The following is a 20739-nucleotide window of genomic DNA, read 5'->3' on the forward strand; positions in this document are numbered from 1 at the left end:
CCACCCTACGGCGCGCCGGCGCATTTCAGTACACTCCACCCTTTCCCCTGTCACCGGAGCACGCCATGTCCGCCTTTTCCGACCTGCCGCTGGTGATCGAGCCGGCCGAGCTGGCCAGCCGCCTCGACGCGCCGGAACTGATCCTCGTCGACCTGAGCCCCGCCGCCCGCTACGCCGAGGGCCACATTCCCGGTGCGCGGCACGTCGATCCCAAGCGCACCCAGCTCGGCCAGCCGCCGGCGCCCGGCCTGCTGCCGGTGTGGAGCGACCTGCAGGCACTGCTCGGCGAGCTGGGCCACCGCGCCGACGCCGTGTACGTGCTGTACGACGACGAAGGCGGCCCCTGGGCCGGGCGCTTCGGCTGGCTGCTCGACCTTATCGGCCACCGCAGCTGGCACCACCTCGACGGCGGCCTGCAGGCCTGGCTGGCCGAGGGCCGCGAGCTGTCCACCGCGGTGCCGGCGCCGGTCGGCGCCCCGGTCCCGATACAGCCGTGCGCCGACGTGCTGGCCAGCCGCGAGTACCTGCTCGAGCACCTCGACGACTCGCACCTGCTGATCTGGGACGCCCGCTCGGCGGAGGAGTACCGCGGCGAGAAGGTGCTGGCGGCCAAAGGTGGCCACATCCCCGGCGCCATCAACCTGGAGTGGACCGACTGCCAGGACAGGAGCCGCGCCCTGCGCCTGCGCGCGGACCTCGCCGGGCTGCTCGCCGCGCACGGCATCACCCCGGACAAGGAAATCGTCACCCATTGCCAGACCCACCGCCGTTCCGGCTTCACCTACATGGTGATGCGCGCGCTCGGCTACCCGAACATCAAGGCCTACCCCGGCTCCTGGTCGGAGTGGGGCAACCATCCCGATACACCGGTGGAACGCTAAGGACCTGCCATGACTCTCAAAGAACGCCTGTTCCTTCTCGGCCAGTACCTGCTGCCGCACCATGCCCTGTCGCGCCTGATCGGCCTGGCCGCCGAGTGCCGCGCCGACTGGTTCAAGAACCCGCTGATCAGCGCCTTCGTGCGCCGCTACCAGGTCGACATGAGCGAGGCCGACATCGGCAACCCGCACGCCTACGAGCACTTCAACGCCTTCTTCACCCGCGCCCTGCGCGAAGGCGCGCGCCCACTGGACACCACCCCCGGGGCGATCCTCAGCCCGGCCGACGGTGCCATCAGCCAGCTCGGCAGCATCGAGCACGGCCGCATCTTCCAGGCCAAGGGCCACAGCTTCAGCCTGCTCGAACTGCTCGGCGGCGACACACAGCTGGCCGCGCCCTTCATGGGCGGCCAGTTCGCCACCGTCTACCTGTCGCCGAAGGACTACCACCGCGTGCACATGCCGCTGGCCGGTACCCTGCGCGAGATGGTCTACGTGCCGGGCAAGCTGTTCTCGGTCAACACCTTCACCGCCGAGAACGTCCCCGACCTGTTCGCCCGCAACGAGCGGGTGGTCTGCCTGTTCGACACCGAGCGCGGGCCGATGGCGGTGGTGCTGGTCGGCGCGATGATCGTCGCCAGCGTGGAGACGGTGTGGGCCGGCCTGGTCACTCCGCCCAAGCGCGCCCTCAAGCACTTCCGCTACGGTACGACGGCGCAGGAGCCGATCCAGCTGGACAAGGGCGCCGAACTCGGTCGCTTCAAGCTCGGCTCCACGGCTATCGTGCTGTTCGGCCCGGATCAGGTACGCTGGGCCGACGGCCTGGGTGCCGGCACGCCGCTGCGCATGGGCCAGCAACTGGGGCTGCCGCAGCGCTGACCCGGTCGAGGCGCCGCCGGCGGGAACCGCGGCGTCCTGCCGCAGGTCAATATCGGCAGGCGTCTTTTCGCTAGACTGGCCCGTCTCGATCCGCGCGCCAGGGAGCGGCGCTCGGGTCCGGCGCCGGCCAGTCTTTCCACAGATCCGAGCGAGGCACCATGGACCTGCATTCCGCCTTCGACCTGCTGCACGTCACCCCGCCGGACCTGTCGAGCCTGTCCTTCGCTGCCGCGCAGCCGGCGGCACTGAGCCGCTGGCTCGCCGAGCTGCCCAAGGCCAACCTCGGCGAAACCACCCGCCGCCTGTACCTCGCCGTGCAGGAGCTCAATCGCCTGCAGACCGGCCCGGCCACGCGCCTGCAGCTGCTCGAGCTGCTGCAGCCGGAGCTGCAGTTCGCCTGCGCCCAGCTGGAGAAACAGCTGCGCAGCCCGGTGGTGATCCTCGATAGCCGCCGCCAGCAGATCGCCACCCTCTGGCACGCCCTGCTGCTGCAGCTGGCCCGCGCCGCCAAGCTGGCCGCCAGCGAGGCCCGGCGCCTGGCCGCCGGCGACGAGCAGCGCAGCCTGACCGCGCGCGCGCTGCGCCTCGCCCTGCAGGCGCTCTACCAGCTGCTGTGCCAGCATCACGTGCTGTACACCCCGCCCAGCCAGGGCTTCTGGCTGGAGCTGCACCAGCTGTACCGCTTCGCCACCAGCCAGCAGCTCGAACGCCTGGCGCTGCCGGCCGGCGCTCTGGCCACCCTGAGCATCGAGCAGAGCTATCTGGCCTGCCTGCTGCTCGCCTGCGCGCGCACCAACCAGCTGCGGCCGCAGGCCATCCTGCGGCTCGGCGAGGTGCTGCCGGCGTGGAGCCGGCTGGCCCGCCTGCAAGCCGCGCACGCCACCGACAGCCTGTTCGCCTTCGCGCCGGCCACCGACAGCCCGCCGCGCTACACCAAACTGTTGCAGGACGAAGCCCCGGAGCAGCTGCGCGGTCTCAGCGTGCAGGCGCTGGTCGGCGTGCTGCAGGAGTACCTGGCCCTCGATGCCGCGCAGCGCCGGCGCAGCCCGCTGGCGATCCCCGACGGGCTCGACGACGACCTGCTGCAGCACCTGTGCAGCGCCTGGAGCGCACCGAGCGAACGCAGCTTCCGGCGCATCTCCGGCAGCGGCCGGATCAGCGCCTGCCTGGGGATCAGCGCCCTGCACTACCACCTGGCCGGCCGCCGCCGCTTCGCCGACTTCCTGCAGTTGCGCGAGGAGGAGCTCAGCGCCGACTTCCAGCGCCATCATCGCGAGCGCGACCCCTGGGCCAAGGCCTTCGATGCCAGCCGCAACGAGGATCTGCTGAACAACCCGCACCGGCAGATCGACTATGCCCCGGGCAAGGCCGCCCCTGCAGCCGCGGAGCAGGACGGCGAGGAGTACCCCCGCCACCAGCTGCAGGTGATCAACCACAGCCCCGGCGGCTACTGCCTGGCCTGGGACGGCAGCTCGCCCGAACAGCTGCAGACCGGCGACCTGATCGGCCTGCAGCACCCCGACGAGCAGGGCTGGCACGTCGCGCTGATCCGCTGGATCCGCCAGCCGCGCGGCAGCGGCCTACAACTGGGCATCGAGCTGCTCGCGCCGCGCGCCCAGCCCTGCAGCCTGCGCACCGTGCAGGCCGACGGCAGGCCGGGGCAGCACCTGCGCGGCCTGCTCATCGGCGCCATTCCGGCTCTCGGCCGCCCACCGCTGCTGATCGCCCCGCATCTGCCGTTCCAGCAGGGACAGCGGGTCCTGCTGCATGTCGATGGTCGCGACCAGCGCATCCTGCTGAGCCGCCGCCACGTGCTCAGCGGCAGCTTCAACCAGTTCGAGTATCGCTCCCTGGACCCCGCCGAAGCCCCCAAACGGAAGCCGGTCACAGCTTTGAGCCTGGTCGACGACGGGCCGGCGGAAGATTTTGACTCACTTTGGCAGTCCTTGTAGATTCCTCCGCATCCTCCCCATTTCCGCGTCGTGTGCGCCCTTCCGGCGCCGGTTCCAGGCCGTCCATGCCCAGCGAAAAGAAAACCGTCCGCCTCCTGCTCCTCGAGGACTCGCAGAACGAAGCCGAGCGCCTCATCAATCTGTTCCGCAATGCCGGACACGCCACCCGGGCCCACCGCCTGACCTCGGACGACGATCTGGCCGAAGCCCTGCAGCAGACCTGGGATCTGCTGATCGCCGCGCCGCAGAGCGAGAACCTCGAGCCCTGCGACGCCCTGAACGCCATCCGCCGCCAGGGCAAGGACCTGCCCTTCCTGCAGCTGCTGACCGGCAACGACGGCGAGGCGATCACCGAGGCCCTGCTGCTCGGCGCCCAGGACGCCCTGCCGCAGGGCGACGACGAGCGCCTGATGCTGGTGGCCGAGCGCGAACTGCGCAACCTCGAGGAGCGCCGCGCGCGCCGCAGCGCGGAAATGGCGCTGCGCGAGGCCGAGAAGCGCTGCCAGCTGCTGCTGGACAGCTCGGTGGACGCCATCACCTACGTCCACGACGGCATGCACATCTACGTCAACCGCGCCTACGTGGACCTGTTCGGCTACAGCGACGCCGACGACATCGCCAGCATGCCGATGATCGACCTGATCCAGGGCAGCGACCAGGCCGCGTTCAAGGACTTCCTCAAGACCTACCAGCACAGTAGCGAAGCCGCCGAGCTGCACTGCGGCGGGGTCCGCGAGGACGGCAAGCAGTTCCGCGCACGCATGACCTTTTCGCCGGCCACCTACGACGGCGAACCCTGCACCCAGGTGGTCATCCGCGTGGAGAACGACAACGCCGAACTGGAAGAGAAGCTGCGCGAGATCAGCAGCCAGGACCTGGTCACCGGCCTGTTCAACCGCGTGCACTTCCTCGAGCTGCTCGACCAGGCGGTCGGGCGCGCGGTCAACGGCGGCACGCCGGCGACCTTCGCCCTGCTGCGCATCGACCGTTACGCCAACCTGATCGGCGAGATCGGCCTGGCCGACAGCGACCTGCTGCTGGCCGACTGCGCGCAGCTGCTGCGCCAGCACTTCGGCAGCGGCGCCCAGCTGGCACGCTTCGCCGACGACAGCTTCGCCGTGCTGCTGCCCGGCCCGGCCGCTCAGGCCGAACAGGACCTGCGCAGCCTGCTGAAGAAGATCGAGGGGCACCTGTTCGAGATCGCCGGACGCACCGTGCAGATCACCTTCAGCATCGGCGCCGCCGGACTCGACGAGCGGACCGCCCAGGCCGCCGCGGTGGTCGAGCGCGCCCTCCGCTGCGCCGAGCGCCTGAGCGACGGCAACGGTCTCAGCGTCTACGACCCGGCCGAAGAACTGGCTGCCGCCGCCAGCCGCGGCAATCTGGTCGCCATCGTCCAGCAGGCGCTGGATGGCAACGGCTTCCAGCTGCTGTTCCAGCCGATCATCAGCCTGCACGGCGACGAGCGCGAGCACTATGAAGTGCAGCTGCGCCTGAGCAGTCCGCAGGGCGAGCCGATCGCCGCCAGCGATTTCCTCGCCGCCGCGCAGCAGGCCGGCCTCGCCGCCAGGGTCGACCGCTGGCTGCTGCTCAACGCCATCCGCCAGCTCACCGAGCATCGCGCCAAGGGTCACAACACCCGCCTGTTCGTGCCGCTGGGCGCCGCCAGCCTGCAGGACCCGACCCTGCTGCCATGGCTGAGCGCCGCGCTCAAGGCCGCCCGCCTGCCCGCCGACGCGCTGATCATGCAGCTCGGCGAGCCGGACGCGGTGGCCTACCTCAAGCAGGCCAAGGCGCTCAGCCAGGGGCTGGGCCAGCTGCACTGCAAGGTGGCGCTCAGCCAGTTCGGTGGCGCGCTCAACCCGTTCAACACCCTGCGCCACCTGCAGGTCGACTTCGTCAAGCTCGACCCGCAACTGCTCAACCAGCTCGACGATGCCGAACAGCAGGAAAACCTGAAGACGCTGATCGGCGGACTGCATGCCCAGGCCAAATTGAGCATCGTGCCCGGGGTGGACAACCCCAGCGTGCTGACCACCCTTTGGCAGACCGGGGTGAACTACGTGCAGGGCCTGTACCTGCAGGGGCCGAGCGCGAAGATGGACTACGAGTTCTCCTCCGGCGAGGAGTGAGTTTTCCGGCTGCATGAACGAAAAAACCGCCGTGATGGCGGTTTTTTCGTTGTGGGGCTTACCTCACTCGCGCCCTTCGCGATCGCGATGGCCGAGCAGGTAGAGGATGCCGTCCAGGCCGAGGGTGGAGATCGCCTGCTTGGCCGACTGCTTGACCAGCGGCTTGGCGCGGAAGGCCACGCCCAGGCCGGCGATGGCCAGCATCGGCAGATCGTTGGCCCCGTCGCCGACGGCGATGGTCTGTTCCAGACGCAGGCCTTCCTGCTCGGCGAGCTGGCGCAGCAGGTCGGCCTTGCGCTGGGCGTCGACGATCGGCTCCACCGCCACGCCGGTGACCTTGCCGTCGACGATCTCCAGCTCGTTGGCGAACACATAGTCGATGCCGAGCTTGGCCTGCAGCTGGCGCGCGAAGTAGGTGAAGCCGCCGGAGAGGATGGCGGTCTTGTAGCCGAGGCGCTTGAGTTCGGCGAACAGGGTTTCCGCGCCCTCGGTCAGGCGCAGCGAGGCGCCGATGCCTTCCAGCACCTCCTCGGACAGCCCCTTGAGCAGCGCCAGGCGTTCCTTGAAGCTGGCCCGGAAGTCCAGCTCGCCGCGCATCGCCCGCTCGGTGATCTCGGCCACCTGCTCTCCGACCCCAGCGGCCTTGGCCAGCTCGTCGATCACCTCGGCCTCGATCAGCGTCGAATCCATGTCGAACACCGCCAGGCGGCGGTTGCGGCGGAAGATGGTGTCCTGCTGGAAGGCGATGTCGACGTTGAGCTCCTGGGCCACGCTGAGGAACTCGGCGCGCAGCGCCGCCGAATCGGCCGGCTCGCCGCGCACCGAGAACTCGATGCAGCCCTTGCCGCGCTCGGCCGGGGTATCCAGCGGCATGCGCCCGGACAGGCGGTCGATGTGGTCGATGTTCAGGCAGTACTTGGCGGTGATCGAGCTGACCCGGTGCAACTGTTCGGCGGTCACCTTACGCGTCAGCAGGGTGACGATGTGGCGGGCCTTGCCCTGGCCGCCGACCCACTGCTGGTAGTCGGCCTCGGAGACCGGGGTGAAGCGCACCTGCTGGTCAAGTTCGTAGGCGGTGAACAACACGTCCTTGAGCACCGCGGACGCCTGGGCGCCGGGCGGGATCTCGACCAGGATGCCGAACGACAGGGTGTCGTGGATCACCGCCTGGCCGATGTCGAGGATGTTCACCCCCCCCTGGGCCAGCACACCGGTGACGGCGGCGGTCAGCCCCGGGCGATCCTCTCCGGTAATGTTGATCAGGACGATTTCACGCACGGCGCACCTCGCGGAACTGAAAACGCGGCATTTTACCTACAAAGCGCCGCGCCTGCAGTGTGGTTTCCCGATCGGCGAACGCACCGCTATACTTTGCCGCCATCTCCTCTCAGAGCCGAGCCCCACTCGTGAACCGGCCCGCGCCCGTCAAATCCGACAACTTCTTCCTCGTCCTCTTCGGCGCCCTGCGTCGGCGGCGGCTTCCCATCGCCCTGCGCACCGTCAGCCACAGCCTGGCCCTGGTGACCGTGGTCATGCTGGCCTTCGCCTGGGTGTTCAACTACCAGGCCGGCCAGGTCATGCAGGAACACAGCGAGGCGGTCGGCGAAAGCCTCAAGCGCCAGGCGGTGACCTCGGCCACCGAGCTGCTGGCGGCCAACGACCGCCTCAGCCTCAAGGTGATGCTCGACAAGCTCGCCGACAACCCGCTGGTCGCCCACGTGGTGGTGCACGGCGTCGACAACCGCATCATCGCCGAAGCGGGCCACCGCCCGCCGCAGGCCGTGCTCGGCCGCTCGGAGGGGGTGTTCTCCGCGCCCATCGCCTTCCAGGAAGTCGCCGCCGGGCAACTGCACCTGACCCTCGACATGCAGCAGTTCCGCCAGCCGCTGACCATCAGCCTGCAGAACTTCGGCCTGCTCGGCCTGATCGTGCTGATCGCCACCCTGTTCCTCAGCCTGCGCCTGGGCAGCCAGCTGGCACTGCCGCTGCGCCAGCTGCGCCTGTGGCTGCGCGATCCGGACGATCCGGCGCCGGCCCACGACCGTCAGGACGAGATCGGCGACCTGGCGCGCCAGCTGCAACAGCGCCTGGTGCCGCCGAAACCGCAGCCCAGCGCGGCGGCGTTCGACGACACCATCGTCGAGGATGGCGAGGACATGTTCGAGGGGCTGGAGAACCTGCTCGACGAGCGTCGCCCGGCGCCGCCGGGCAAGCCGGCCCCTCGCGCCCCCCAGGCGCTGGCGGACGACGAGCTGGAGCTGGATGAGGCGGCGCTCGGCCTGGACCCGGCCGAGCTGGCGCCAGCGCCCGGCCCCGCAGCGCGACCGCCGCTGCCGGTGGTCGCCAGCGCCGTGCTGGCGATCCAGCTGGGCGGCCAGGAAGAGCTGCAGCGCCGTCTGCCCCAGCAGCGCCTGCGCGAACTGCTGCAGCGCTATCGCGACTGCCTGGAGCGCGCCGCCACCCTGTACGACGGCGACCTGCAACGCCTCGGCGACGGCGGCAGCCTGATCCTGTTCCATGGCAACCAGTCCGGCGAGAACTTCCTGACCCGCGCACTGTGCTGCGGCGAGCTGCTGCGCGCCCTGGGTCATGCCCTGCAGATCGAGGTGGCCGACTGCGGCCTGACCCTGCGCCTGCAGCTCAGCCTGAGTCGTGGCGAAGGGCTGTACGGCCTGCCGCTCAGCGAGCTGCTGCTGCAGCCCGCCGTGCAGAGCACGCTCGGCCTCAACGGCCACAGCCGCAACCTGCTGCTGCTCGATCCGGAGCTCGGTGCCGACCCGGACCTGCGCACGCGGGCGCGCATCCGCGCCCTGGCCAACCCTGCCGGCGCCAGCTGCATCGAGCGCCTGCAGGACCCGCTGCCGGCGCGCCTGGAGCAGCAGCTCGGGCAGATGCTGCAGCGCGCCTGAGCCTTACCCACGCCCTGAAAACACGACGCCGCCCCGGTTACCCGGCGCGGCGTCGTGTTTTCAGGGGAAGATCCCGCTCAGAAGCGATACACCTCGGTGGTCGGCCTGACCACCGGGATTTGCGGCACATCGGCCTTGCGCTCCTGACGCTGGCGCTTCGGCTCCACCGCTGGCGGGGTCCGCGCCGCCGCTGCCCGGCTCATGTTGCCGACCGCCGTGGCCATCTGCGTCGCTAGGCTCTGCAGCAGTGCGCTCTGCGCCCGCACCTGGTCGCCCAGATCGCCGTTGTGCTTTTCCTCCAGACGCACCACGCGGCTGTCGCGCATGGTGCCCTCGCCGTCCAGCAGACGCCACTGCGCCTCCAGCACCGCCGGCTGGAACGGCCCGGAGTCCAGACGGCTGATGCTCAGCAGCAACTGCGCCTCGGGCTTGAAGCCGACGCGATCGGGGTACAGCGCCAGGCGGCTGCTGTCCAGGCGTACGGCCAGCTGACGCAGCAGCAGCTGCGCCACGTCGTCCTGCAGGTTACCCGCCCAGCGCGCCTGCGCGCTGATCGCCAGGGTATCGTCGACCTGGCGTTGCACCAGCGACTCGCGCTGCAGGTAGTCGGCCAGCTTCAGCGGACCGAGCAGCACCGCTACGCCCTGGCCGCTCTGCGGCACGGCGGCACCGCTCTGCTGCAATTGATAGAACTGGGACGGCGGCGTCGCCGCGCAGCCCGCCAGCGCGAACAGCGCGGCGAGCCCCAGGTTGCGGATCAGGCGTGGAACACCCATGAAGAATTCACCGTTTCTTGCCAAAAATAAGCGATTCAGGCTGCTGCTCGAGGCTTTCCGCCGTGCGCTGCAGGGCCTTGCTGGCGCGCCCCAGATCCTCCAGCGCCTGCAGCAACTGGTACTGCGCCTCCGACTCCGGACCGAGGCTGCGCCCCAGCGCCTGCGTCTGCTCGAGCGCAGCGCGCGCACTCTGCGCCGCCAGGCGTAGATCGCCGATGGCCGCGCGCAGCTCGACGCTGCCGTGGCGCGCATTATCCAGCAAAGGCGGGATTTGTCGCTGCAGTTCTTGAGTCAGATTCTCAAGATTACCCAGGCTCACCGCCAGACTGGCCAATCCGCCGTGCAGCTCCGGCGAAGTAGTCAGGCGCTCCAGCGCCTGCAGGCTGTGGTGGGCCGACAGCACCATCTCGCGCAGCGGCAATTCGCGCAGGGTGCCGACCAGATCACGCAACAGGTTGGCTACCTGGTCGACCCGCGACGGCACGCTGGGGATCGCCGGCAGGTCGAGCTCGTTGGGCTGGCGCACATAGCCGGCCTGACCGGGGAACAGGTCCAGCGCCACTATGGCCTTGCCGGTCAGCAGGCTCTGCGTCTGCAACTGCGCGCGCAGGCCGCGCTCGACCAGTTGCTCGACCACGCGGTCGAAGCGCCCGCGCTCGCTGCCGACCCCGGGATCGATGCGCAGCACCACCGGCATCACCACATCCCGCAGCTCGGCGTCGTAGGACAGGCGGATCTCGCGCACGGTACCGACCTTGACCCCGCGATAGGTGACGTCGGCACCGACGTCGAGGCCGTCCAGCGCGCCGGTGAAGTACACCACATAATCGCTCGGCTGGCTGAACCAGTTGTCGCGACCGAGCAGCAAGAGGCCGCTGACCAGCAGGGCCACGCCAGCGAGGAGGAAAGCACCGATCCAGAACGGCTTGCGGGTTTCGCTCATGACAGGACCTCCGCGGCGTGCGGCCCCTGGCCGCGACGCAGGAAACGCTGCACCGTGGGGTGCGGACATTCGTCGAGCAGCTGCGCCAGCGGCCCGAGGGCGATCTGCGTGCGCGACTGATGATCGAGGAACAGACAGGTGTCGGCCACCGCGTAGATGCTCGGCAGCTCGTGGGTGACCAGCACGATGCTGGCCTTGAGGCTGTCGCGCAGCTGCAGGATCAGCTCGTCTAGGGCCAGCGAACTGAGCGGATCGAGGCCGGCCGACGGCTCGTCGAAAAACAGCACCTCGGGGTCGAGCGCCAGGGCACGGGCCAGGCCGGCGCGCTTGCGCATGCCGCCGGACAGCTCGGCCGGATACAGCTCATCGCAGCCGGCCAGGCCGACCAGCGCCAGCTTGAGCGCGGCCAGCTCGTCCAGCTCGGCGCGGCTCAGGTGCGGGTGATAGGCGGCCAGCGGCAGGCAGATGTTGTCGCGCAGGGTCATGCCGCTCCACAGTGCGCCGCCCTGGTAGAGCACGCCGAAGTGCCGCTGCAGGGCGGCCCGCTGATCCGCATCGCGCGCCCAGAAATCCTCGCCGTGCAGCAGCACACGCCCGGCCAGCGGCGCCTGCAGGCCGATCAGATGGCGCAGCAGGGTGCTCTTGCCGCAGCCGCTGGCGCCCATGATGACGAACACCTCGCCGCGACGGATGGCAAAGTTGAGGTCGTGCTGGATCACCCGGCTGCCATAGCCGGCGCTGAGGTGCTCCACGCGCAGGACGACCTCGTTCATCTCAGATCCCCAGCTGGGTGCAGATCAGGGTGATCAGCGCATCGCTGACCACCAGCGCGACTATGATGCTGACCACCGCGCGGGTGGTGGCCTGGCCGACCGCCTGGGCGTTGCGCCCGCAGGCCAGGCCATGGTGGCAGCCGATCAGACCGATCAGCACGGCGAACACCAGACTCTTGAACACCCCGAGCAGGAAGTCGCCCAAGCCGATCAGCTTGAGACTCTGGTTGAGGTAGAGCGGCGCGGAGATGTCGAACAGCCCGGCGCCGATGATGAAGCCACCGAGGATGCCCAGCGCATCGGCGAACACGCAGAGCAGCGGCATGCTGACCAGCAGCGCCAGCAGGCGCGGCAGGACCAGGAATTCCAGCGGCGGGAAGCCGAAGGTCTTCAGCGCGTCGATCTCCTCGTTGGCCTGCATGCTGCCGAGCTCGGCCGCGTAGGCCGCGCCGGTGCGGCCGGCCATGATCACCGCGGTCATCAGCGCGCCCATCTCGCGGGTCATGCCGATGGCCACCATGTTGGCGATGTACAGCTGGGCGCCGAAGGCCTCCAGCTGGGCCGCGCCGACGAAGGCGAGGATCAGGCCGACCAGGATGGCGATCAGCGCGACGATCGGCAGCGCGCCGGGGCCGCACTGGGCCAGCGCGGTCCAGAAGTCGGCGGCGCGCATGCGCGCGCGCCCCCCCAGCAGGCGGCCGAGGGCGAGGATCACCTCGCCACAGAAGCTGCACGCGGCGCCCAGCCCCCCCTGCACGCGCAGGGCCAGCAGGCCGAGGCGCGACACCGGGCCGAAGCGCGGCGCGCTCTCGCCGGCCTCACCGGACGGGGCGGCCGCCATCTGCAGCAGGCGCGTGACCCCCTCCGGCAGGTTGGCGTGCCGCAGCGCGCGCTGCTCCTCGTCGGCCAGCCGCTGCAGGCGGCGCAGCACGGCCAGCAGGCTGCTGTCCCAGGCCTGCAAGGCCTCGACCCGCAGCAGCAGGCTGGTCGGCTTGTCCGCCAGACTGTGCCAGACGGCCTGCAGGTCGGGCTTGACGGCGGCCAGCGTCCAGCTGCCGGACAGACGCAGCACCGCCGCACCGTCCTGAGTGCCGGTCCAGGCCAGTTGCGCCTGTGCTTGTTCTGCTTCCGCCATCCACCCTCCCTGATGGCCTGCCACAGTGGCCAGCCACCCTAGTCGATCCTCGGCCGCAGGGCGGACAACTCGCGCAGCGATTGTCCACCTGTCGAGCGCGCAGGGGGTAACTCGCGCAGCGATTACCTATCAACAATGCCGGCACCGAGTCATCGATTGGCAGAAGATCGCTACGCGAGTCTTCTACCCTACCGACCAGCCGAGATGCTGCCAGACCGTCGCCGGCGCGGCCAGGGCGCCACTATTCCACCAGCAGCGCATCCACGCGCTGGAAGCCGCGCGGCAGCAGGCTGCCGCGGCGCCCGCGCTCCCCTTGGTAATGCTCCAGATCATCGGCGCGAAGCGACAGGGTGCGCTTGCCGGCCTGCAGCACCAGGGTCGCGCCCTGCGGCAGCACCGTCAGGTCGACCAGGTACTCCTCGCGGCTGGCCACCCGCTCGGCGGGGATGCCGATGATCTTGTTACCCTTGCCCTTGGCCAGCTGCGGCAGGTCGGCGACCGGGAACACCAGCAGGCGTCCCTCGCTGGTCACCGCCGCCAGGCGATCGCTGCCCAGCTCGCGCAGCGGCCGCGGCGCCATCACCTTCGCCCCCTCGGGCAGGGTCAGCAAAGCCTTGCCGGCCTTGTTCTTGGCCTGCAGGTCCTCGCCCTTCACCACGAAACCATAGCCGGCATCCGAGGCCAGCACATACAGCGCGTCATCCTCGGGCAGCAGCACGCAGTCGAAGCTGGCGCCGGCCGGCGGACTCAGGCGGCCGGTGAGCGGCTCGCCCTGACCGCGCGCCGAGGGCAGCGAATGGGCCGCCAGCGAATAGCTGCGCCCGCTGGAGTCGAGGAACACGGCAAACTGGTTGGAGCGCCCCGGCGCGGCGGCCTTGAAGGCGTCGCCGGCCTTGTAGGAGAGCGCCGCGGCGTCGATGTCGTGCCCCTTGGCGCAGCGCACCCAGCCCTTCTCGGAAAGCACCACGGTGACCGGCTCGGTGGGCAGCAGGTCGGTCTCCGACAGCGCCTTGGCCTCGGCGCGCGCGACCAGCGGCGAGCGGCGCTCGTCGCCGTACTTCTCGGCGTCCTCGAGCAGCTCCTTGCGTACCAGCTTCTTCAGCTTGGTCTCGCTGCCGAGCAGGGCCAGCAGCTTGTCGCGCTCCTTGGCCAGCTCGTCCTGCTCGCCGCGGATCTTCATCTCCTCGAGGCGCGCCAGCTGGCGCAGGCGGGTATCAAGAATGTAGTCGGCCTGCACCTCGGTCAGGGCGAAGCGCTCCATCAGCACGGCCCTGGGCTGGTCCTCCTCGCGGATGATGCGGATCACCTCGTCGAGGTTGAGGAAGGCGACCAGCAGGCCCTCGAGCAGGTGCAGGCGCTTCTCCACCTTGTCCAGGCGGAACTGCAGGCGGCGGCGCACGGTCTGCACGCGGAACACCAACCACTCGCTCAGCAGCTGACGCAGGTCCTTGACCTGCGGCTTGCCGTCCAGGCCGATGACGTTGAGGTTGACCCGGTAAGAGCTTTCCAGCTCGGTGGTGGCGAACAGGTGCTGCATCAGCTCGTCGAGGTCGACACGGTTGGAGCGCGGCACGATGACGATGCGGCAGGGGTTCTCGTGGTCGGACTCGTCGCGCAGGTCGGCGACCATCGGCAGCTTCTTGGCCTGCATCTGGCCGGCGATCTGCTCGAGCACCTTGGCCCCGGAGACCTGGTGCGGCAGCGCGGTGACGACGATCTCGCCGTCCTCCTTGCGGTACACCGCGCGCATGCGCACCGAGCCGCGGCCGCTCTGGTAGATCTTCAGCAGATCGCTGCGCGGGGTGATGATCTCCGCCTCGGTGGGGAAATCCGGCCCCGGCATCAGCTCGCACAGGCGCTCCACCGTGGCCTGCGGCTCGTCGAGCAGGGTCACGCAGGCGCGCGCCACCTCGCTCAGGTTGTGCGGCGGCACGTCGGTGGCCATGCCCACGGCGATGCCGGTGGTGCCGTTGAGCAGCAGGTTGGGCAGTCGCGCCGGCAGGGTCGCCGGCTCGTCGAGGGTGCCGTCGAAGTTGGGCACCCAGTCGACGGTGCCCTGGCCCAGCTCGGCGAGCAGCACCTCGGAATAGCGCGACAGGCGCGCCTCGGTGTAGCGCATGGCGGCGAACGACTTGGGATCGTCCGGCGCACCCCAGTTGCCCTGGCCGTCGACCAGCGGATAGCGGTAGCTGAACGGCTGGGCCATCAGCACCATGGCCTCGTAGCAGGCACTGTCGCCGTGCGGATGGAACTTGCCGAGCACGTCGCCGACGGTGCGTGCCGACTTCTTGTGCTTGGCGTCGGCATCCAGGCCCAGCTCGCTCATCGCGTAGACGATGCGACGCTGCACCGGCTTGAGACCGTCGCCGATGTGCGGCAGGGCGCGGTCCATGATCACGTACATGGAGTAGTTGAGATAGGCCTGTTCGGTGAACTCGGCCAGCGAGCGGCGTTCGACGCCTTCCAGGCTCAGATCGAGGGATTCGCTCATGTGCGTCCTCTGAAAACTCGTGTATTCGGGGCGCGCCCGCCGCAGGCCGGCGCACCGGATAAGTGGGTCAGCCGTTCCAGCCGCCCGCGGGCGCGGCGAACTGCAGGATCAGCGGACGGCGCTCGCCGGCGGCATTCGGCGCGCCGCCGTTGTCCAGGCCGATCCATACCGCCGAATCGTCCAGCCACAAAGCCTCGGCCACCCCGTAGGGCGTGTCATAGCGCAGGCCGGGAGCCAGCGCGGCGGCGGCGAACGACCAGCAGCGCTCGGCCGCGCCGCTATCCGCGTCGCGGCGGCAGACGCGATGCTGCAGGCGTTCCAGGCTGTACAGCTTGCCGGCGTGCCAGCTCAGGCCGGTGAAGTCCAGCGGCTGTGCCGCGCTGCCCGGCGGATCCAGCGGACGCAGCGCGCGGCCGCTCTCGGCCAGCAGCACGCAGCCGGCCTCCGCGCAGCGCCAGCGCTCGCGACCCTGCTGCAGGGCAAGCAGTCCGCGCCCCTCGCGCTCGGCGGCCAGCCACAGGCGGCTGCCGTCCGGCTGCACCGCCAGCCCCTCGAGCAGGGCATTGAAGTGCAGCAGCAGGCCACGGGCGCGCGCCTGGCGCAGCAGCTGCGGCGGCAGCTCCAGCCAGCGCGCTGCGCCGAAACTCGGCAGCTGCAGCACGCCGACCTGGCTCTCGCTGAGCAGGTAGCGGTTCCCCCCGGCATCGCAGGCCAGGCCCTCGAAGTCCAGGGCACCGCCGCGCAGCGGCGCCAGCAGGCGGTTGCCGGTACTCAAGCCCCAGGGCAGACCGCTGGGCGGTGGCGGCGGGGCGACGAACGCCTCGCCCCGCGCCAGCCAGCGACCATCCCCAGGCTGCAGCCGGTACAGGCGATCGTCCTCGCGGTCGGAGACCGCCCACCAGGCGCCATCGGCGCAGCGCGCCAGACCGGACAGGTTGCCGGACGGCATGTCGTCCACCGGCAGGGCCGCCTGCAGGGTCAGCTCCGCCAGCGGCGCCTCGGCGCGGGCCGGCAGGCCGGGCAGCAACGTCAGCATGCCGGCCAGCGCCAGCCAGGCGGACCTCACACCAGCACCTCGGCGAGGTTGCCCTTGCTCTCCAGCCAGCTCTTGCGGTCGCCGGCGCGCTTCTTGGCCAGCAGCATGTCCATCACCTCCTGGGTGCCGGTGAAGTCCTCAAGGGTCAGCTGCACCAGGCGGCGGGTATTGGGATCCATGGTGGTTTCGCGCAGCTGCAGCGGATTCATCTCGCCGAGCCCCTTGAAGCGGGTGACCTGCGGCTTGCCGCGCTTCTTCTCGGCGGCCAGGCGCTCGAGGATGCCGTCGCGCTCGGCCTCGTCGAGGGCGTAGTAGACCTCCTTGCCCAGGTCGATGCGGTACAGCGGCGGCATGGCGACGTAGACGTGACCAGCCTCCACCAGCGGGCGGAAGTGGCGGACGAACAGGGCACAGAGCAGGGTGGCGATGTGCAGGCCGTCGGAGTCGGCGTCGGCGAGGATGCAGATCTTGCCGTAGCGCAACTGGGACAGGTCCGCCGAGCCCGGATCGATGCCGATGGCCACGGCGATGTCGTGCACCTCCTGGCTGGCCAGCACCTCGCTGCCGTCCACTTCCCAGGTGTTGAGGATCTTGCCGCGCAGCGGCATGATCGCCTGGAACTCCTTGTCGCGCGCCTGCTTGGCGCTGCCGCCGGCCGAGTCACCCTCGACCAGGAACAGTTCACCGCGCATCGGGTCCTGGCCGGCGCAGTCGGCCAGCTTGCCGGGCAGCGCCGGCCCTTGGGTGATCTTCTTGCGCTCGACCTTCTTGCCGGCCTTGAGGCGCCGCCCGGCGTTGCTGATCGCCAGTTCGGCCAGCGCCAGGCCCAGCTCGGGATGCTCGTTGAGCCACAGACTGAAGGCGTCCTTGACCACCCCGGAGACGAAGGCCGCCGCCTCGCGCGAGGACAGGCGCTCCTTGGTCTGCCCGGAGAACTGCGGCTCCTGCATCTTCATCGACAGCACGAAGGCGATGCGCTCCCAGACGTCCTCCGGCGCCAGCTTGACCCCGCGCGGCAGCAAACTGCGGAACTCGCAGAACTCGCGCATGGCGTCGAGCAGGCCCTGGCGCAGGCCGTTGACGTGGGTGCCGCCCTGCGCGGTGGGGATCAGGTTGACGTAGCTCTCCTGCACGCTCTCGCCGCCCTCCGGCAGCCACAGCAGCGCCCAGTCCACCGCCTCGCGGGTGCCGGCCAGGCTGCCGCAGAACGGCTCCAGCGGCAGGCGCTCGAACTCGCCGACCGCATCGGCCAGATAGGAGCGCAGGCCGTCTTCGTAGAACCACTCGACCTTCTCGCCGCTGGCCTTGTCCTCGAAGGACACGCTGAGGCCCGGGCAGAGCACCGCCTTGGCCTTGAGCACGTGCTTGAGACGGCTGATGGAGAACTTGGACGAATCGAAGTAGCTGGCGTCCGGCCAGAACTGCACGCTGGTACCGGTGTTGCGCCTGCCGACCGTGTCGACCACCTCCAGCTCACTGGCCTTGAAGCCGCCCTCGAAGGTCATGCGGTACTCGTTGCCGTCACGCCTGACGCGCACCTCGACGCGGGTCGACAGGGCGTTGACCACCGAGATGCCGACGCCGTGCAGGCCGCCGGAGAACTGGTAGTTCTTGTTGGAGAACTTGCCGCCGGCGTGCAGCTTGGTGAGGATCAGCTCGACGCCGCAGACGCCCTCCTCCGGGTGGATGTCCACCGGCATGCCGCGGCCGTCGTCGATCACCTGCAGCGAGTTGTCCTCGTGGAGGATCACCTGCACGCTCTTGGCGTGGCCGGCCAGCGCCTCGTCGACGCTGTTGTCGATGACCTCCTGGGCCAGGTGGTTGGGCCGGCTGGTGTCGGTGTACATGCCGGGGCGCTTGCGCACCGGATCGAGACCGGAAAGGACCTCGATGGCTTCGGCGGTATAGGTGGTATTGGCCATGGATGAACTGTTCTGTCTGGCAAGAAGGGTCGCCCGCCGGCAGCGGCCGTCGGGCAGGAATTCAGGAGCGCCGGGCCGGCGACAGGCCGGCGAAGGCCAGCAGCTCCGGGATGCGCGCGGCGAATCCCTGGTAGCCATGGTCACCGCCTTCGGCGATCTCCAGCGTGCAGTAGCGGTAATAGTCGGCGGCGTCGCGGTAGTCGAGGGTTTCGTCGCCGGTCTGCAGCCACACCACGAAACGCTGCGGATCGCGCGGCGGCGGCACCTCCAGCTCGGCCAGCGCAGCGACGTGCTCGGCGGTCAGCTCCCAGCTCTCGCCACTGTAGTAGTTGCGCTGCGGGCCGAGGTAGCCGGCGAAATAGCGCTGCACGCGCACCGCCGGGTTGATCAGCAGGGCCTTCAGCGCATGCCGCTCGGCAAGCCAGGTCGCATAGTAGCCACCGAGGGAACTGCCGACCAGCACGGGACGCCCAGCCGCGGCGACCTCCGCCTCCAGCTGGGCGATGGCGCAGCGCGGGTCATGGTGCAGCGCCGGGACGCGCAGGCGGTCGGCCAGGCCCAGGCGCGCGCAGGCGGCGATCAGCTCGCGGGCCTTGAGCGAAGCCGGCGAGCTGTTGAAGCCATGAATGTAGATGAGGGTCGGCTGCGGGAGCATCGACGGCGCCTTCAGACTGTATGGATATACAAGGAAAGCATTATCCGGCGTGCGGGTTCAAGCCCGGCGCGGCACGAACCGCAGGGTGCGTCATGCGCACCGCGGAATTTTCACGCACGAATGGTGCGCAACGCGGCGAACTTCCCTGCGCCACGCAGAGCGGAACAGGCCACATCCACCGCGGCCTCAGTAGCCCTTGATGCTGTAGTCGACCACGAAGTCGATGCCGCTGACCCGCGACACCCCGGTCGCCAGCGAACCGTCGGCATGCAGGTGCAGCCAGCGGTAGCCGGGCGCCTCGCTGCTGACCTGGAAATCCTCGCTACCGGGCGCGAACTGCACGCAGGTGGACGGCGAAGCCAGCAGGCGCACATCGTTGCGCAGCAGATCGACCTCCTGGTGCACATGCCCCCAGAGGATGCAGCGCAGATTCGGATAACGGTCGGTCACCGCGAACAGGGCGTCGGGATTGCGCAGACCGATGGGGTCCAGCCAGCTGCAGCCGACCGGCACGGGATGGTGATGGAAACTCAGCAGCACGTGACGTTCGCCTGCGCCGGCCAGGGCCTCGTCGAGAAGCTGCAGCTGCCCGGCGTCGAGCTGGCCGAACACCGTGCCGGGGATGCTGGAGTCGAGGGTGATCAGCCGCCAGTTGCCGAGGTCGGTGACCATCTGCAGGTGGGGACGGTCGGCGCAGGCGAGCTGCATGACCTGCGACTCGTCGTGATTGCCGGCGAACCAGCGCGACGGCGCCTCGAGCGGTGCGATCAGCTCGGCGAAGCGCCGATAGGATTCGAGGGAGCCATCCTGCGACAGGTCGCCACTGGCCAGCAGCAGGTCGATGTTCGGCTGCTCCTGCAGCACCAGCTCCACTACCCGGCGCAGGCTGTCCGCGGTATCCATGCCCAGCAGACGGCCCGCCGCCTCGGCGAACAGGTGGCTGTCGGTGAGCTGCACCACGACGAGCGGGGCGGACTGTGCTGGGGACTTGGCGCTGAACAAAGGCCGTCTCCTGTCGGCGATGGACCCGCAAATTGCGGAAAGTTAATGGTGGCATGTCGCCAGGGCGGTGGACCGCTATACGGTTCACACTACCGGCGAACGAGCGAATGATCTACCGGGTTTTCCGCCAGATGGCCACACTGCAGGTAATGGCCGAGCCATTCACCGAGGAACAGGTTGAGCTGGCTCTTTTCGTCGGGCTGGTGCATGCGCGGATTCGGGTAGACGTAGCGCGGCAGCAGGCGCCGGCAATGTTCGGCACCGGTGACCTCGGCCATGCGCGCATCGTGATAGACGCGCACCTCCAGACGTGGCGTCGGCAGCCAGGCCAGCGCCGGCTCCTCGTGCACCTCCACGGTGCTGGTATAGGGGCCGGCCTCGGTGACCTTGAGCGCCAGCACCGCCAGCGGCGTGTCACCGGCACTCAGCGCCAGCCGGCGCAGTGCCGGCTGCTCGCGCATGCCCGGCAGCAGACGCATCAGCCGCGCGTAGTTGGCCTCACAGGTCGCCTGCAGGCCAGCCAGATCGACCCGGTAGCGCTCGGCCAGCGCACTCACCGCCATGTCCGCCGCACCCGCTCGCGGTTCAGCGCCAGCCACTGCAGGGCGATGATGCTCGCCGCGTTGTCGATGCGCCCGGACTCAACCGCCGCCAGCGCGGCGTCGAGGCTCATGGGCAGCACGCGGATGTCCTCGCCTTCCTCGACCAGGCCATGGATGCCACCGGCGCCGCGGCTGTCGCAGCGACCGACGTAGAGGTGCACGCGCTCGTCGCTGCCGCCCGGCGAGGGGTAGTAGGCGGCCACCGGCCACAGCTCGCCGAGGGTCAGCCCCGCCTCTTCCAGGGCCTCGCGACGGGCCACCTCCTCCGGCGTCTCGTCCTTGTCGATCAGCCCGGCGACCAGCTCCAGCAGCCAGGGGTTGGCGCTCTTGTCCATGGCGCCGACGCGGAACTGCTCGATCAGCACCACGGCGTCGCACTGCGGATCGTAGGGCAGCACGCAGACCGCATCGTGTCGGACGAACAGCTCGCGACTGATCACCGGCCCCATGCCGCCATCGAACAGCTCGTGGCGCAGGTGCACGCGATCCAGCGCATAGAAGCCGCGAAAGCAGGCCTCGCGCTCGACGATTTCCACCTTAAGTTCAGTCGTTTTCGGCGACTCGCTCATATACTTCCCCCACCCCGCAAGCGCACGTGCCGATCGCCGCGCGCAGAAAATTGCCAACCACACCGGGGAGCCGAGTCCCGCCGAC

The 20739-nt window shown here is 69.6% G+C and carries 17 protein-coding genes; 5 read left to right on the forward strand and 12 right to left on the reverse strand.

The features are described from left to right. The first annotated feature begins 65 nt into the window (after window positions 1-65). The 4 genes from BLT78_RS13955 to BLT78_RS13970 all read left to right on the forward strand — a co-directional run bounded on the left by BLT78_RS13955 (window position 66) and on the right by BLT78_RS13970 (window position 5841). Window positions 66-881: a rhodanese-like domain-containing protein gene (locus BLT78_RS13955; protein ID WP_090349543.1), complete on the forward strand. Its 816-nt coding sequence runs from the start codon at window positions 66-68 to the stop codon at window positions 879-881. Between the two features lie 9 nt (window positions 882-890). After that, window positions 891-1757: an archaetidylserine decarboxylase gene (gene asd, locus BLT78_RS13960; RefSeq protein ID WP_090349544.1), complete on the forward strand. Its 867-nt coding sequence runs from the start codon at window positions 891-893 to the stop codon at window positions 1755-1757. Window positions 1758-1915: 158 nt separating this feature from the next. After that, window positions 1916-3709: a hypothetical protein gene (locus BLT78_RS13965; RefSeq protein ID WP_090349545.1), complete on the forward strand. Its 1794-nt coding sequence runs from the start codon at window positions 1916-1918 to the stop codon at window positions 3707-3709. A 65-nt stretch (window positions 3710-3774) separates the two neighbouring features. Beyond that, window positions 3775-5841, forward strand: coding sequence for an EAL domain-containing response regulator (locus tag BLT78_RS13970; protein ID WP_090349546.1), 2067 nt, complete (start codon window positions 3775-3777; stop codon window positions 5839-5841). 63 nt (window positions 5842-5904) lie between these two features. Here the strand turns inward: BLT78_RS13970 and serB are convergent, their stop codons facing one another. Beyond that, window positions 5905-7119 carry a phosphoserine phosphatase SerB gene (gene serB, locus BLT78_RS13975; protein ID WP_090349547.1) on the reverse strand — a complete coding sequence of 405 codons (1215 nt, stop codon included), beginning with the start codon at window positions 7117-7119 and terminating at the stop codon, window positions 5905-5907. 128 nt (window positions 7120-7247) lie between these two features. Between serB and BLT78_RS13980 the strand changes: the two genes are divergently transcribed. Further along, window positions 7248-8750, forward strand: a complete 1503-nt coding sequence (locus BLT78_RS13980; protein ID WP_090349548.1) for a HAMP domain-containing protein — start codon at window positions 7248-7250, stop codon at window positions 8748-8750. 77 nt (window positions 8751-8827) lie between these two features. On the opposite strand, the gene BLT78_RS13985 is transcribed toward BLT78_RS13980, so the two are convergent. The 11 genes from BLT78_RS13985 to BLT78_RS14035 all read right to left on the reverse strand — a co-directional run bounded on the left by BLT78_RS13985 (window position 8828) and on the right by BLT78_RS14035 (window position 20654). Then, on the reverse strand, window positions 8828-9526 hold the full coding sequence (locus BLT78_RS13985; RefSeq protein ID WP_090349549.1) for a PqiC family protein: 699 nt from the start codon (window positions 9524-9526) through the stop codon (window positions 8828-8830). Between the two features lie 7 nt (window positions 9527-9533). Further along, window positions 9534-10469, reverse strand: coding sequence for an MlaD family protein (locus BLT78_RS13990; protein ID WP_157719544.1), 936 nt, complete (start codon window positions 10467-10469; stop codon window positions 9534-9536). Continuing rightward, window positions 10466-11242 carry an ABC transporter ATP-binding protein gene (locus tag BLT78_RS13995; protein WP_090349551.1) on the reverse strand — a complete coding sequence of 259 codons (777 nt, stop codon included), beginning with the start codon at window positions 11240-11242 and terminating at the stop codon, window positions 10466-10468. The genes BLT78_RS13990 and BLT78_RS13995 overlap by 4 nt, the downstream gene beginning before the upstream one ends. A gap of 1 nt (window position 11243) precedes the next feature. After that, complete coding sequence (locus BLT78_RS14000) at window positions 11244-12377, reverse strand: MlaE family lipid ABC transporter permease subunit (protein ID WP_090349552.1); 1134 nt, start codon at window positions 12375-12377, stop codon at window positions 11244-11246. Between the two features lie 241 nt (window positions 12378-12618). Beyond that, entirely contained in the window at window positions 12619-14868 is a 2250-nt protein-coding gene (gene parC, locus BLT78_RS14005; protein ID WP_090349553.1) for a DNA topoisomerase IV subunit A, read from the reverse strand. Window positions 14869-14935: 67 nt separating this feature from the next. Beyond that, entirely contained in the window at window positions 14936-15904 is a 969-nt protein-coding gene (locus tag BLT78_RS14010; RefSeq protein ID WP_090352324.1) for an esterase-like activity of phytase family protein, read from the reverse strand. A gap of 26 nt (window positions 15905-15930) precedes the next feature. After that, on the reverse strand, window positions 15931-17826 hold the full coding sequence (parE, locus tag BLT78_RS14015) for a DNA topoisomerase IV subunit B (protein ID WP_090349554.1): 1896 nt from the start codon (window positions 17824-17826) through the stop codon (window positions 15931-15933). 61 nt (window positions 17827-17887) lie between these two features. After that, window positions 17888-18481 carry a YqiA/YcfP family alpha/beta fold hydrolase gene (locus BLT78_RS14020; RefSeq protein ID WP_090349555.1) on the reverse strand — a complete coding sequence of 198 codons (594 nt, stop codon included), beginning with the start codon at window positions 18479-18481 and terminating at the stop codon, window positions 17888-17890. A 186-nt stretch (window positions 18482-18667) separates the two neighbouring features. Continuing rightward, on the reverse strand, window positions 18668-19483 hold the full coding sequence (cpdA, locus tag BLT78_RS14025; protein ID WP_090349556.1) for a 3',5'-cyclic-AMP phosphodiesterase: 816 nt from the start codon (window positions 19481-19483) through the stop codon (window positions 18668-18670). Between the two features lie 89 nt (window positions 19484-19572). Next, entirely contained in the window at window positions 19573-20046 is a 474-nt protein-coding gene (locus BLT78_RS14030) for a DUF1249 domain-containing protein (protein ID WP_090349557.1), read from the reverse strand. Continuing rightward, window positions 20037-20654, reverse strand: a complete 618-nt coding sequence (locus BLT78_RS14035; RefSeq protein WP_090349558.1) for an NUDIX domain-containing protein — start codon at window positions 20652-20654, stop codon at window positions 20037-20039. The genes BLT78_RS14030 and BLT78_RS14035 overlap by 10 nt, the downstream gene beginning before the upstream one ends. Window positions 20655-20739: the final 85 nt, after the last annotated feature.

Source organism: Pseudomonas oryzae, from assembly GCF_900104805.1.
GTDB classification, from domain to species: Bacteria; Pseudomonadota; Gammaproteobacteria; order Pseudomonadales; family Pseudomonadaceae; genus Geopseudomonas; species Geopseudomonas oryzae.